The 14187-nt window shown below is 69.8% G+C and carries 10 protein-coding genes; 5 read left to right on the forward strand and 5 right to left on the reverse strand.

Features of this window, described 5'->3' with window-relative positions; translation table 11 throughout:
* Positions 1 to 66: 66 nt before the first annotated feature.
* The 3 genes from AB9O74_RS12375 to AB9O74_RS12385 all read right to left on the reverse strand — a co-directional run bounded on the left by AB9O74_RS12375 (position 67) and on the right by AB9O74_RS12385 (position 3726).
* Positions 67 to 1674 carry an N-acetylmuramoyl-L-alanine amidase gene (locus AB9O74_RS12375; RefSeq protein ID WP_369349487.1) on the reverse strand — a complete coding sequence of 536 codons (1608 nt, stop codon included), beginning with the start codon at positions 1672 to 1674 and terminating at the stop codon, positions 67 to 69.
* Between the two features lie 88 nt (positions 1675 to 1762).
* Complete coding sequence (gene tsaE, locus AB9O74_RS12380; protein WP_176989388.1) at positions 1763 to 2245, reverse strand: tRNA (adenosine(37)-N6)-threonylcarbamoyltransferase complex ATPase subunit type 1 TsaE; 483 nt, start codon at positions 2243 to 2245, stop codon at positions 1763 to 1765.
* Between the two features lie 2 nt (positions 2246 to 2247).
* Positions 2248 to 3726, reverse strand: coding sequence for an NAD(P)H-hydrate dehydratase (locus AB9O74_RS12385; protein ID WP_369349488.1), 1479 nt, complete (start codon positions 3724 to 3726; stop codon positions 2248 to 2250).
* A gap of 72 nt (positions 3727 to 3798) precedes the next feature.
* Here AB9O74_RS12385 and queG point away from each other — a divergent pair, with 72 nt between their 5' ends.
* A complete protein-coding gene (gene queG, locus AB9O74_RS12390) occupies positions 3799 to 4887 on the forward strand; it encodes a tRNA epoxyqueuosine(34) reductase QueG (protein WP_369349489.1) in 1089 nt (362 codons plus the stop codon).
* A gap of 60 nt (positions 4888 to 4947) precedes the next feature.
* The gene (gene xseA, locus AB9O74_RS12395) at positions 4948 to 6288 is read left to right on the forward strand and encodes an exodeoxyribonuclease VII large subunit (protein WP_319210540.1); all 1341 of its coding nucleotides are present in this window, start codon (positions 4948 to 4950) and stop codon (positions 6286 to 6288) included.
* A 30-nt stretch (positions 6289 to 6318) separates the two neighbouring features.
* Here the strand turns inward: xseA and AB9O74_RS12400 are convergent, their stop codons facing one another.
* Positions 6319 to 7221: a M48 family metallopeptidase gene (locus tag AB9O74_RS12400; RefSeq protein ID WP_176989384.1), complete on the reverse strand. Its 903-nt coding sequence runs from the start codon at positions 7219 to 7221 to the stop codon at positions 6319 to 6321.
* Between the two features lie 102 nt (positions 7222 to 7323).
* Entirely contained in the window at positions 7324 to 9198 is a 1875-nt protein-coding gene (locus tag AB9O74_RS12405; RefSeq protein WP_369349490.1) for a formylglycine-generating enzyme family protein, read from the reverse strand.
* A gap of 208 nt (positions 9199 to 9406) precedes the next feature.
* On the opposite strand from AB9O74_RS12405, the gene rnd reads away from it, so the two are divergent.
* The 3 genes from rnd (at position 9407) to AB9O74_RS12420 (ending at position 14139) form a co-directional block, all read left to right on the forward strand.
* Positions 9407 to 10489 (forward strand): ribonuclease D, encoded by a 1083-nt coding sequence (gene rnd, locus AB9O74_RS12410; RefSeq protein WP_346478145.1) that lies wholly within the window; start codon positions 9407 to 9409, stop codon positions 10487 to 10489.
* 214 nt (positions 10490 to 10703) lie between these two features.
* Entirely contained in the window at positions 10704 to 11876 is a 1173-nt protein-coding gene (locus AB9O74_RS12415; RefSeq protein WP_369349491.1) for a serine hydrolase domain-containing protein, read from the forward strand.
* 196 nt (positions 11877 to 12072) lie between these two features.
* Positions 12073 to 14139, forward strand: coding sequence for a DUF4034 domain-containing protein (locus AB9O74_RS12420; protein WP_369349492.1), 2067 nt, complete (start codon positions 12073 to 12075; stop codon positions 14137 to 14139).
* The last annotated feature ends 48 nt before the right edge of the window (positions 14140 to 14187 follow it).

The following is a 14187-nucleotide window of genomic DNA, read 5'->3' on the forward strand; positions in this document are numbered from 1 at the left end:
GCGGAGGCGGGAAACGGACGTCATCCCGTGATGATAGCGTGCGCCGGGCGATGCAACCCGCAGGGGTTACTTGCTGCCACCCGCCACGGTACCGGCGGCGTCGATTTCGGCCTGGGCGCGCGCGGCGTACAGGGTGCCCGGCGGCGGCTGGCGGCTGAAGAAGGTATGCACGCCATCGAGCACCGCACCGGCAATCTGGCGCTGGTACGCCGGGTCGATCAGCCGGCGCTCTTCATCCGGATTGGAGATGAAGGCGGTTTCGACCAGCATCGCCGGCATGTCCGAGGTACGCAGCACCGCGAAGTTGGCGCGTTCGATGTTGGGCTTGTGGTTCTTGCCGATCCGCTTCAGGCCGCCGAGCACGTGCCCGGCCGCGTCTTCGGAGGCCTTCATGTAGCCGCTTTGGGCCAGATCGAGCAGCACGTTGGCCAGGGTGCCTTCGGTCTGCTGCAGGCGTACGCCACCGACCAGATCGGCGGCGTTTTCCTTGTCGGCCAGCCAGCGGGCGCGCTGCGAGGAGGCACCCTTGGTCGAGAGCACATACACCGACGAGCCGGTCGCCGCACGGTTTTCTGCGGCATCGGCATGGATCGAAATGAACATGTCGGCCTTGGCCGCACGTGCCTTCTGCGCGCGCATCGGCAGCGGGATGAACACGTCGCTGTCGCGGGTCAGGTAGGCCTTCAGGCCGGGCGTTGCGTTGACCTGGCGGGCCAGTTCACGCGCCACCGCCAGGGTGATGTCTTTTTCGCGCTTGCCGGTCGGGCCGACCGCGCCGGGATCCTGGCCGCCATGGCCCGGATCGATCGCGATCACCAGCGGCCGCATGCCCGCACGCATCTTGACCCGCGAGGCATCGCTGGGCATCGCCGGACGCGGATTGTCCTGCGGCGCGACCGGGGTCGGCGTCGGCACCGGCGTGGGAACCGGCGTACTGGCGACGACGGCGCCGGTTGCCTGACCGGCCAGGATCGCCGCCGGCGAGGCGCTGTTGCTGGCGGCGTTGGCGGTGCCGGCGGCCGCGACATTCACGGTGGTCGCGGTGGTCGCCGTCGGGCCCGGGGCAGGCGCCGAGGTGGCGACCGTGGCACTGGCCTGCTGGCGCACCGAAGCCGTCAGCAAGGCCGTGGCGCGCGCGGCATCGCTGCGCGCCTGTGCGGACTGGGCGGCGGTCTGCGCGGGGGTCGGTGCCGGCGCGGAAGCGGTCGGCGCCGGTGAAGGCACCGCAGCCTGCGCAGCGGCAGGCATCGGCGCGGGCGCAGTGGCAACGGCGGTCGCGCTCGGCGCATCGCCCGGCCACTCGATCACCAGCCGCGACTGATCGCCCTGCTTGATCATCTGCGGACGGAACGGCGCCACCGATTCGGCCAGGTCGAACACCACGCGGAACGTGCCCGGCACCGGCTGCCCGGTGCGGACCGCGGTGACCACGCCCTTCGGCGCAGGCAGTTTGAGGTTGCGGATCGCGCTGGAGTCCGGGAAATCGACCACCAGGCGGTTCGGACCGGCCAGGGACAGGGTCTTGTACCCCCCGCTGCCGGCCAGCGAAATCTCCGCACGGGTCCCGGTCGCACCGGTCTCCACGGCCACCTGGCGGACTTCGCCCGCCCACGACAGCGCGCTCGTCAGACAGAGTCCGACGGCAGTGCAGAGGGCAGCGAGAGATTTCCCCATTGGCATAGGTCAGGATTCAATCACCGCGCTGAATGAAATGCAACTCCTTTTCCCTTAATAATCCGTAACCTGCCGGTGTTTCCTAGTGTCAGCCGACAGAAAGGGCCTGCAAGTCACCCCCTTGAGGCAGCCGTTGGAGCCATTCGCGACCCGCCGGACTGGTCCCGGTGAGCCGGGCACGGCGTCCTTGGCCCTGGATGTCCAATGCCACTTCCAGGTCGGTGGGCGGCAGCGCGCCGGCACCGCGTTCGGGCCATTCGACCAGCCACAGCGAGGCGCTGCCTTCGTCCAGCCCGAGGAAATCCAGCTCTTCGGCCTGGCCGATGCGGTACAGGTCCAGGTGCCAGGCCTCATGGCCGTCAGCCAGCGGATAGCGCTCCACCAGGGTGTAGGTGGGGCTGCGGATCGCGCCCTGCACGCCCAGCGCGCGCAGCAGTGCGCGGGCCAGGGTGGATTTGCCGGCGCCCAGGTCGCCCTGCAGCTGCATCACCGCCTGCGGCGGCCGGGTCGCGGCCAGCCATTGCCCGAGCAGGTCGGTGTCTTCAGGCTGCGCGAGGAAAAACTCGATCATGTTCAAACGTCCGGATTGACCAGCCGGCGCAGCGGCGCCAGCAGATCGGTGGGAAGCAGGCCCCGCTGGCCGTCACTGGCGGCGGCATCGCCGGCCAGGCTGTGCAGCAGCGCGCCGGTGCTGGCGGCGTCGAAGGCGCCCAGCCCCTGCGCGCGCAGGGCGGCAATGATGCCGGTGAGCAGGTCGCCCATGCCACCCACGGCCATGCCGGGGTTGCCGGCGGGCACCACCCGCGGCAGTGCGTCGGGCGCGGCGACCACGGTGCCGGCGCCCTTCAGCACCACCACGGCGTGGAAACGCGCGGCCAGCGCGTTCGCCGCCGTGAAGCGGTCGGCCTGCACCTGCGCGGTGGTCAGCCCGAGCAGCCGCGCCGCCTCGCCCGGGTGCGGGGTCAGTATCGCGTCGCTGAGTGTCCGTGGCGCCTTGGCCAGCAGATTCAGGGCGTCGGCATCGATCACCAGCGGTTTGCCGCTGGCCAGCACCTGCCGCCAGAGTTCGTGCGCCCAGTCGTCCTGGCCCAGGCCAGGCCCGATCGCGATCACCCCGGCACGGGGCAGCAGGGACTGCAGCTCCTGCGCGTCCTGCACGGCATGCACCATCGCTTCGGGCAGGCGCGCGAGCAGCGGTGCGACGTGCGGTGACTGGGTCGCCACGCTGACCAGCCCGGCGCCGGCGCGCAACGCCGATTCACTGGCCAGCATCACCGCCCCACCGCTGCCGAGATTGCCGCCCACGCACAGCACGTGGCCGGATTCGCCCTTGTGGGTGTTGGCGCGGCGCGCCGGCAGCTGCGCACGCAGGCGCGATGGCTGCCAGCATTCGGCGCTGCACTGCACACCTGCCGCAGCGGTTTGAGGCAGCTCCAGCGGTGCCAGGCGACGTCCGCCGACATGTTCCAGCGCCGCGCCGGTGTAAAGGCCCTGGTGGCGCACGATGAACTGCAGCGTGAGCGTGGCGCGGACCGCGACGCCCGGCACGTTGCCGGTCTGCGCATCCACGCCGCTGGGGACGTCCAGCGACAACACCGGCACGCCCGCCGCGTTGATGGCCGTGATCAGATCGGCCGCCGCACCGGCCGGGGCACGGTTCAGGCCGATGCCGAACAGCGCGTCCACCAGCAGGTCCACCGCCGGCACGCGGCCATCGAAGCGCTCCACCCCACCGCCGGCGGCGATGAAGGCCTGCTCGGCCTGCCGGGACAACGGCGTCGCCGGGGCATCGGTGTCCAGCCGCAGCACCGTCACCGGGCGGCCGGCCTCGCGGGCCAGGCGCGCCACTACGTAGCCATCGCCGCCATTGTTGCCGGCACCGGCCACCACCCCGATCCGCTGCGCCTGCGGCCAGCGCTCCAGCAGGCAGTGCCAGGCGGCCTGGCCGGCCTGCTCCATCAGTGAGGCACCGCCATCGCCCCGCAGGGCACTGGCCTGCGCATCCAGGCGACGCGCGGCGGCGATATCGAACAGTTCAGCAAGCTCGGGCATGCCGGGATTCTATACTTGTCGCCCAGGCGCAGCCTTGCCGCGCCCTTCCCAGGCTCCGTTTCCGCCCAGGCCATGTCCGCCGTCCCCCTGCCCGCCCCCGTCCATCTGGCCCGCGCCGCCGAACGCATCCGTGCGATCGCGCGCGTGCACGGCTTCCAGCGCTGCGGCGTGTCCGGCATCGATCTGCGCGAGGACGAAGCGCACCTGGCCGACTGGCTGGGCAAGGGCCTGTACGGCACGATGGAGTGGATGGCGCGGCACGGCACGCTGCGCGCGCGGCCGGACGAACTGCTGCCGGGCACCGTGCGGGTGATCTCGGTCGGCATGGATTACGGCCACAAGGACGACGCCGAGGCCTGGAACACCCTGCACGATGGCGACCGCGCCTACGTGGCGCGTTATGCGCTGGGCCGCGATTACCACAAGCTGATGCGCAACCGGCTGCAGAAATTCGCCGACAGCATCGCCGCCGAGATCGGACCGTTCGGCTACCGCGTCTTCGTCGATTCGGCCCCGGTACTGGAGCGCGCACTCGCCCGCAACGCGGGGCTGGGCTGGATCGGCAAGCACACCTGCCTGATCGACAAGCAGGGCGGCTCGTGGTTCTTCATCGGCGAAATCTACATCGACCTGCCGCTGCCGGTGGATACGCCGGCCAGTGCGCACTGCGGCACCTGCACGCGCTGCATCGATGTCTGCCCGACCCAGGCGATCATCGCCCCGCACCGCCTGGATGCACGCCGCTGCATCTCCTATCTCACCATCGAACACGACGGTGCGATTCCCGAAGAGATGCGCACCGCGATGGGCAACCGCATCTACGGCTGCGACGACTGCCAGCTGGTCTGCCCCTGGAACAAGTTCGCCAAGCGCACCGACGAGCCGGATTTCCGTGCGCGCAACGACCTGGACACCGCCTCGCTCGCCCAGCTGTTCGCCTGGGAGGAAGACGAGTTCCTGCGCCGCACCGAAGGCAGCCCGATCCGCCGCAGCGGGCATGAGCGGTGGCTGCGCAACATCGCCGTGGCGCTGGGCAATGCGCCGAGCCACGCCGAAACACTGGCCGCGCTGCACGCGCGGCACGCGCATCCCTCGGCGCTCGTGCGCGAGCATGTGGCCTGGGCCCTGCAGCAGCACGCCGCGCGCGCCACGGCGGGATGAAGCATCCCCGCCGACGTGCGACCATGGCGTCCCGTCCGTACCGTTTGGCCTGATCCCTCCATGGACCGCAGCGCGCAGATTCTCACGCCCAGCCAGCTCAACATCCTGGCCCGCGACCTGCTGGAAGGCGCCTTTCCGCTGATCTGGGTGGAGGCCGAGCTGGGCAGCGTGACGCGCCCGGCCTCGGGCCATATGTACTTCACGCTGAAGGACGCGCGCTCGCAGATCCGCGCGGCGTTGTTCAAGCCCAAGAGCCAGTGGCTGAAGTTCGTGCCGCGCGAAGGCATGCGCGTGCTCGCGCGTGGCCGGCTGACCCTGTACGAAGCCCGCGGCGAGTACCAGATGGTGCTCGACCACATGGAAGAAGCCGGCGAAGGCGCCCTGCGCCGCGCCTTCGAGCAGCTCAAGGCACGTCTGGAGGCCGAAGGCCTGTTCGCCCCCGAGCGCAAGCGGCCGCTGCCGGCGCATGTGCGTCGCCTGGCGGTGATCACCTCGCCGACCGGCGCGGCGGTACGCGACGTGCTGAGCGTGCTGGAGCGCCGTTTCCCGATGCTCGAGGTCGATCTGCTGCCCAGCCTGGTGCAGGGCGACAGCGCTGCCGCGCAGCTCACGGCGCTGCTGCGCTCGGCCGATGCCAGCGGCCGTTACGACGTGATCCTGCTGACCCGCGGTGGCGGCTCGATGGAGGATCTCTGGGCCTTCAACGATGAGCAGCTGACCCGCGCGATCGCGGCCAGCCAGACCCCGGTGGTGTCTGCGGTGGGTCACGAAACCGACTTCAGCCTGGCCGACTTCGCCGCCGACCTGCGCGCGCCGACGCCCTCGGTCGCTGCCGAACTGCTGGTCCCCGACCAGCGCGATCTGTTGCTGCGCGTGCGTCGCCTCGATGCACGCCTGGCGCAATTGCAGCGGCACAGCCTGGGGCAGGCCATGCAGCGCGCCGACCGTGCCCTGCTCCGCCTCAACGCGCAGAGCCCGCAGTCGCGCCTGCAGCTGCTGCAGCGCCGGCAGCAGGACGTTGCGCGCCGCCTGCACGCGGCCTGGACCACGCAGCATCAGAACCGTCTTGCCCACCTGCGCCACGCCGCGGCCGTACTGCGCAGCGGCCATCCGCAGCGCCGGCTGGACGCCCTGCGTGAGCGCCTGCAGCGCCTGCAGCCGCGCGCGGACAGTGCGATCGGCCGCCAGCTGCAGCGCGACGGCCTGCGCCTGCGTGCCCTCGCCCGCTCCATGGAAGCGGTCAGTCCGCTGGCCACGGTTGCGCGTGGCTACGCGATCCTGACCCGTGACGACGATGGCAGCCTGGTGCGCTCGCCCTTGCAGGTGCGCCCGGGCGATACGCTCAAGGCGCGCGTGCAGGACGGCGTGATCGACGTAACGGTCAACGAACCGGCGCGCTGATCCAGCGCATCGCCGATCAAGCGTTGGCGGTCAGCGCCCCGCGCTCTCGCAGAACGTCTGCCGGTACTCCATCGCCTTGGGCATCAACGCCTGCAGGTTCTGGATGCGCGTGCCGGGATTGGGATGCGTGGACGCGAATTCCGAGGTCGACTGCCCGCCGCTGGCCTGCCCCATCCGTTCCCACAACGGGATCGCCTCCTGCGGATCGAAACAGGCCGCCGCGGCCAGCATCAGGCCCACTTCATCGGCCTGGGTTTCGTGGCTGCGCGCGTACGGCAGCAGGTAGCCGTAGCCCATCGCCGACATCATCATCTGCTGCTGTTGCGGGTCCATGCCGCTGGCGGCCCCGGCCATCTGCCCGATCTGGGTCATCTTCTGCTGGGCCATGCGCTGGGCACCATGGCGCAGCAACGCATGCGCGATCTCATGGCCCATCACCACGGCCATCGCATCCACCGTGCGCGCCACCGGGATCAGCCCCGTGTACACCGCCATCTTGCCGCCCGGCAGGCAGAACGCATTGGCCTGCTCGGAGGGAATCACGTTGACCTCCCACTCGAAATCACGCGCGAAATGCGCCGGCTTCAGCCCATGTTCTTCGGCGAGGGCGGTTTCCACCACGTCCACCTTGGCGATCAGGCGCTGGGCGATCGCCTGGATCTCGCGCGACTGCGGCGCGTTGGGATCCAGCGGCCGCTCCTGCGCCAGGATCTCCTGGTAGGCCTGCAGGCCCAGCGCCTTTTCCTGGGTGGCATCCAGCGAGCTGTCGATCAGCACGCTCTCGCCGGTATACGGATCCACGGCGCGGTTGGAGAACCAATAGAACGCCGCATAGCCGGCAAACGCCAGCAGCACCCACCAGCGGATGTTGCCGAACAGGCCCGGCCGCCGGGCGCGGCCCTGCTGCTGACCGCCGAATGGATCGTTGCGCATGCGCTTGGTTCCTGAGATGGCCGTGGCACCCTGCCCGACGCTGTGCCAATCCTAGAACGCGCGCCGTGCGGCCGGGTGAAATCCAGCCGCACGGGCGATCGGTCAGATCCCGCGCACCAGCCGGAAGCCGATCCGTGCGGTGGTGGTGTCCGAGTCCTGCGACTGCCGCCATGCGGCGCGGGTCTGGGCCGGCGCATTGGCCCAGTTGCCGCCGCGGATCACGCGCTGCCGGCAGCCCGGGTTGAACCAGGCCACGCCGTCGGACGGCGCGCGCCGGTAGCTCGCATGCCAGCAGTCGGCCACCCATTCGCTGAGGTTGCCGGCGATGTCATGCAGGCCCCAGGGATTGGGATCGAAGCTGGCGACCGGCGCCGGCCCCCAATACCCATCGCCATAGCCGACGAAGGCGTTGTACCAGTGCCGCCCGGACGGCGAGACATCCTCGGCGCCGGTGAAGTTGCCCGCACGCGCCGGCGGGGTACCCGCATCGCCCCACGGGTAGCGGCCGCTGCTGCCCGCGCGCAGGGCGTACTCGAATTCGGCCTCGCTGGGCAGCCGGTACGAGCGCCCGGTCTGCTCGGACAGCCAGCTGGCGTAATTCTCGGCATCGCGCACGCTGACGTGCATCACCGGCAGATTGGCGATGGCCTCGGCGCCGTTGTAATCGGACTGCCAGTCCACCCCGCTGCGCCGCACGAAGTTGCCGCTGCGCTCGTCGTACACGATCGAATGGCCGCGCCGCGTGGCGCGGGGGCGGGCCTTGGTGGCCTGCACATAACGCCGGAAATCGGCGACCGTCACTTCGGTGATCGACATCGCGAAGCCCCGTTCGAACCGCACGTAATGCGAGGGCTTTTCGGCATCGGTCGCGCCCAGTTCGTTCTCGGCCGCGCCCATCTGGAACCCGCCATGCGGCACCACGATCATCTGCGGCCCGCGGCCCCCATCGCGCAGCGCATCGCTGAACACCTGGCGCGGCCGGAAGCTGCCGTAATGGGTGACCAGCTCGATGCGCTCGCGCAACTGGCCCACCACGGGATCGCCGGGCAAGGCGATGCGCAGTGCATCCTCCAGCTTCTGCCGCGCCGGCTTGAGCCCCTGCGGCGTGGCCAGATCGCGCAGGCCCTCGTTGCGCAGCCGCGCCAGCGTATCGGCACGGATTTTCTCGATGCGTTCGAAGGCATCGGCGATGGTGATCGAAGAGTCACGGACTTTGGCCGCTTCCGCCAGCCAGGTACCCGCGGTGGCGAAATCGGTGGCCCGCGCGGCTGTTTCCGCACGCCGGATCAGGGCGCTCTCGGCCGCTGCCAGTCCTTGCCGGGCACGCGAACTGTCGGCATCCAGCGCCAGCGCTTCGCGGAAATTGGGAATGGCCCCATCGCCGTCCTCGCCGATCCGGTCCGCACGCAGATCCTCTTCGCCGGCGCGGTTGTAGGCGACCACGCGCTGGGCGATCTCCACCCGCGACTGCAGCTCGCGCACCTTGGCATCGTCCGGCGCCAGGGTGAGCAGGACCAGAGCCATTTCGCTGGCCTCGGCCAACGCCTCGCGCTGCTTGAGCGGGCGATCCAGCAGGACGGAGGCCTCTTCCAGCAGACGCTGCCGGGCGCGCTTCAGGCCGGCCTCGGCCGCACGGTCCTTGGGGTCGTGCTGCAGCAGCGCGAGCCAGATCGGGATCGCGTCCTCGGCGGTGCGGTACAGCCGGTCTTCCTCGAAGGCGCGTGCGGCATCACGGCGGGCCTGCGCGACCCCGTCCTCGGCGAGAGTCACGGCGGGCGGCTGCCAGCGCTCCACGGTCTCGGCGGCGTCCTCACCGCCGATGGTCACCTGCGCCACCGGTGCGCTCGCCTTGGCCGCTGCCTTGGCCGGGACGGCGGCAGGCGTTGCCGCGGGCGCGGGGGCCGGCGCGGGCGAACAGCCGGCCAGCAGGCCCAACAGTGCAGTAAACAGCAGCGGCAATGTGCCTGACGGTCGCAAATGAACTCCTCGGGGTGTGCCTGGGCGCAGTGCAGTCCAGGCGGCATGCCGACGGCGCGGACAGGGGATCATCATAATCGCCACCGTCGTGGGCGGCGACCGCCAACGGCCCGGGTGTTCATCACCGCGCGGCGGCATGCCGGCCGTAACACGGGGTTAGGCTATCCTCCCCGACCTGAGCATCCCTTTGCAGTACATGGAATCCCACGTGGCTTACTGGATCAAAACCCCGGCGGAACTGGACGAGCGCTACCGCCAGCGCCCCACCCGCATCGGCCTGGACACCGAGTTCATCCGCGAACGTACGTACTGGCCGCAACTGGCGCTGGTGCAGATGGCGGTCGGTGACGAAATCCTGCTGATCGACCCGTTGATCCCCGGCATGAACGAGGCGCTGGCGCCGTGGCTGGCCGATACCGCCATCCTCAAGATCATGCACAGCGCCAGCGAAGACCTGGTCACCTTCAAGGTGGCCTGCGGGGTGCTGCCGCGCCCGCTGTTCGACACCCAGATCGGCGCGTCGCTGGCCGGCATCGGCGGCGGCATGGGCTACCAGAAACTGGTCACCGCCGTTACCGGCGTCACCCTGGCCAAGGGCGAGACGCGCTCGGACTGGATGCGCCGCCCGCTCTCGGAGGCGCAGCTGGAGTACGCCGCCGACGACGTCGAATACCTCTTCCAGATCCACGACACCATCGACGCGCGGCTGGAAGAGCTGGGCCGCCGCCAGTGGCTGCAGGATGACGCCGAGCGCCTGCTCGCCAGTGTCGAGAATGATGAAGAGCGCTGGCCGCACGTGGCGATGCGCTCGGCACAGTTCATGGACACCCCTGCGCAGCTGCGTCTGCTGCGGCTACTGCGCTGGCGCGACGTGCAGGCGCGTGCCAGCGACAAACCGCGCAGCTGGGTGCTCGACAACGAGCTGGCCGCCGTGCTCGCACGCACCCCGCCCGCCGATGTGGATGCGCTGTCCAGGCTGATGGAGGGCTTCCCGAAGGCACCCCGCAAGCTGGCCGCGCAGGTATGGCAGGCACTGATCACCCCGCTTGCCGACGAGGCCGACGCACCGCTGGCGCTGCCGGCCAACGACGCCAACAAGCAGGCCCTCAAGCGGCTGCAGGATGCGGTCACCGCGCGCAGCGCCGAACTCGGCCTGCCCGACGGCGTGCTGGCCTCTCGCAAGCATCTGGAAAGCTATCTGGAACGCCGCCAGTGGCCGGCCGCGCTGGCGGGCTGGCGCCAGGCACAGCTGGAGCCGATCCTCTCGGCGCTGTTGCCGCCGGCGGAGTGATCGGTACGCATCGGTGCAGTCTCGACTGCACCGATGCACTGCGATGCCCGCCGTTCAAATGCGCTGGCGACGGCGCACTGCCCTCGTTTCCTGAACGAATCGCACAGCGTGCCTGACACGTCGCCGTCGGCATGACTGCAGACACATACGCGCCTTTCGAGCGCATGCAAGAGTGAATCGCACGCACCGTTCCGCGGCTGCGCAAAGGACTCCCATGCATCTGATCGCGACTCGAAGGACCGTTCCCACCCCTCGCCGCACCACGCCGCATCTGCGCCGCTGGCTAGCTGTCTCCCTGCTGCTGGCGGCCACCACCGCCAGCGCGGCCGATGACCTGAAGGCCCGGATCGCCCAGGCCATGCGGGGCACCACAACGCCGGCGATGGGTGTTCTCGTGATCCGCGACGGCAAGGTCGCCGAACACGCTGTGCAGGGCGTCCGCCGCAACGATGCGGCACCGCCGGCCACCATCGACGATCAATGGATGATCGGCTCGACCGGGAAGCCGATCACCGTGGCGATGATCGCGCGCCTGGTCGAACAAGGCGTGCTGGGCTGGGATACGCCGCTGTCGACCCTGTTGCCCGACCTCGCGGCACAGATGCAGCCGGCCTACCGCGACGTCACCCTGGTGCAGCTGCTCTCGCATCGCGCCGGGCTGCCGGAGAACCTCACCGATGCCGCGGCGCTGGATGCGTTTTTCGTCGACAGGCGCGCCCTGCCGGTACAGCGGGAGGCCTATGTCAAAGCCGCCCTGGCCGAAGCGCCGATGCATCCGCCCGGCACTGAGTTCGCCTACAGCAACAGCGGTTTCCTGATCGCGGCGGTGATCGCCGAACGTGCGACCGGCAAAGAGGTCGAAGCACTGATGCAGCGCGAAGTGTTCCAGCCCCTGGGCATGACCGGTGCCGGGTTTGGTCCGACACCTGCGGGCCAACCGCTCGGCCACCGCGGTGGCAAGCCGGTGACCAAAGCACCGCAGAAGGCCGATGACGGGGTGCCGCCGATCTACACCGCAGCAGGCAACCTGCACATGCGCCTGCAGGACCTGGCGCTGTTCGCCATCGACCAGCTCGCGGGCAGCCAAGGCAAGGGCACGCTGTTGACGCCGGCCTCCTATGCACTGATGCAGACCGCACAGCCGGGCAGTGGATCCGGGCTGGACTGGGGCGTACAGCCGTCGATCGCCGGCCGTCAGGGCCCGGTGCTGGTGCACGGCGGCTCGGACGGCAACTGGCTGGCCTGGGTGGTGCTGTTCCCCGGCCAGAACAACGGCGTGATCGCCATCGCCAATGCCGCCGAAGACATGGGCGCCGACCAGGCCACCATGGGCGTGCTGGGTGGGTTGTTCGCCGAGCTGGCGCCGGCGGCCACGCCAGCGAAGTAGCACACGGCGCTGGCGAATTCAGCGCTGCCGAGTTGGCAATGGCCGGAAGGATCTACGCAGATCTTCCCGGTCACTTTCCACTGTGGCCGCAGAGCTCACGTACCGCCTCAAACATCGTGATTGCTTGCCTTCAGTACTTTCCAGCAGGTCGATTGCCTAGAATGCGCGATTGATCTTCGACAAGGACGTGGTCCCCATGACCGATTCCCCCAGCGACGCGATTGAGCTGCGCCAGCGCGCACGCGACGCGCTGCAGCAGGCGCGCTTCGACGATCTCGACCGGCTCCTCGCCGGGCTGGAGCAGCGCTGGCTCGACGGCGGGTCGCCCCGCTACGGCTACGGCTGGCTGCTGTCCAGCCTGATCGACCCGGCGCAGGCCCTGCCCGCACGACTGCAGCAGGCACAACAGTGGTGCGCGCAGCAGCCGCACAGCCCCCACCCCTGGGTGGCGCTGGGGTCGCTGTGGGAGCGCGTGGCCAGCCAGATCCGGTCCAGCGAGACCGCCGACCTGATCCGCGACGCGCAGTGGGCCGGTGCCAGCCTTGCCCGCGACCATGCGCTGGCCGCGTGGCTGCGCGCGATCGCGCTGCATCCGCGCCCGGCCTTCGTGCTGGGCAAGGTGATGCGGCTGACCTGCTACCTGGGGGAACCGCGCTGGCTGCACCAGCTGCAGCGCGGTGGGCGGGCCGAACTGTACGCATCCCTGCAGCAGCAGGATCCGGACGGCTATGCGGCGGCACTGGCGCTGCTGGCGCCTTACGGCGCACCGCTGGCGGAGCTGCCGGCGTTGCCAGCACGGCTGGCGCAGCGCACCGAAGACGACTTCGAGTACGCCGCCGATTACTGGTTGCAGCACGCGCTGGCGTTGCGCGCGGACGATGTCGGCCTGCTCGAAACTTTCCTGTACTACCTGTACCCGCGCTGGGGCGGCAGCCACGCGCTGATGCAGGACTTCATTGACGGCCCGTATGCGGCCCGGCTGATGCTGCCGCAGCGCAACCGCCTGCGCGTGATGAAGGAACGCGACTGGCTCTGGTTCGCGCCGGAGGCCGATGAAGAAGAGGCGATCGCCCAGCACGACACCGCCTACGCGAACCTGCTTGACCTGCACCTGGATGCGCCCACGCGCGCGCTGGTGCTGTGCTGGTGGGCGACGCTGGATTACAAGCTGGGCCGTGACGAACCCGAAGAGAACGACGTGCGCTGGGACGCGGCACGCATGACACATGCCTACACGTGCCTGGCCGAGGCGTTCGCGCTGGACCCGGCCACCGTGGTCGAGGAAGGCATGAACGCGCTGGAAGCCTGCGCGCTGTTTGCCCACGTCGAGGGCGCCGATGCATTGTTCGCGCAGGTGCTGGCCAGCGTCGAGGCGTTCACCGACAGCGCGCATGCGCTGGCGTGGCTGTCCGCTGCGCGCCATGCCGGGCTGTTCGGTTTCAGCCTCGACACGCCCCTGGCCGCACAGCATCTGCACCGCGCGATGGCGATGGCGGACGAGGACGAGGTGAACCTCTCCACGGTGGCGGCCAACCTGTTCTGCGACGTATCCGTACCGGCCGGCCTGCACATGATGCAGCAGCTTGCCGAAGGCGGTGACCGCCGCGCGATGGCGGCGATGGTGGACCTGTACCGTGGCCGCGTGGCCGGCCGCGACTTCCCTGCGTTCGCCGATCCGGCCCAGGCCGCGGCGTGGACCGAGCGCGCCATCGAGGCGGGCGACCTGGTGGCGATCTACAACCGCGCCTGGGAATTGAGCGAAACCTTCAAGCACACGCCCGACCCGGCTGTGCAGCAGCAGTCGCGCGCGCTGTACCGCCGTTGCGTGGATGAGGCCGCCCCTCACGACCGCGTGTGGCGGCCGGCGCACAAGAACCTGGCGGTGCTGCTGTACCAGGGCGAAGATGATCGCGACAAACAGGAAGCCGTGTTCGACCTGCTCGGCCCGCTGTGGTGGCGTGGCGACACTGCCACCAAGGCCTGGGCTGCCGGCTTCCTGGCCGACGTGTTCCACTTCGGCAACGGCGTGCCCGCCAACGCGTTCCTGGCCAAGGTCTGGGTGGACCGGGCGGCCGAAGCCGAGCCGGACAATGCCGATGTACTGCGCATGCGCCCGCTGATCGAGGGCCAGGGCAAACTGTTCGGCGCCAGCCGGGCGGCCAGGCAACAGGCGCGCGACCGCGACACCGTGGACCTGCGCAGCTGGCAGCTCACCTTCGGCTTCGACTCCGTGCCGGACCGCCAGGATATGCAGTCGGTATGAGCGGCATGACTACGCCACGTCGCTGACCGGGGTGCACAAACAGAAACG

The organism is Stenotrophomonas sp. JAG2 (genome assembly GCF_041080745.1).
GTDB lineage: Bacteria > Pseudomonadota > Gammaproteobacteria > Xanthomonadales > Xanthomonadaceae > Stenotrophomonas > Stenotrophomonas maltophilia_AA.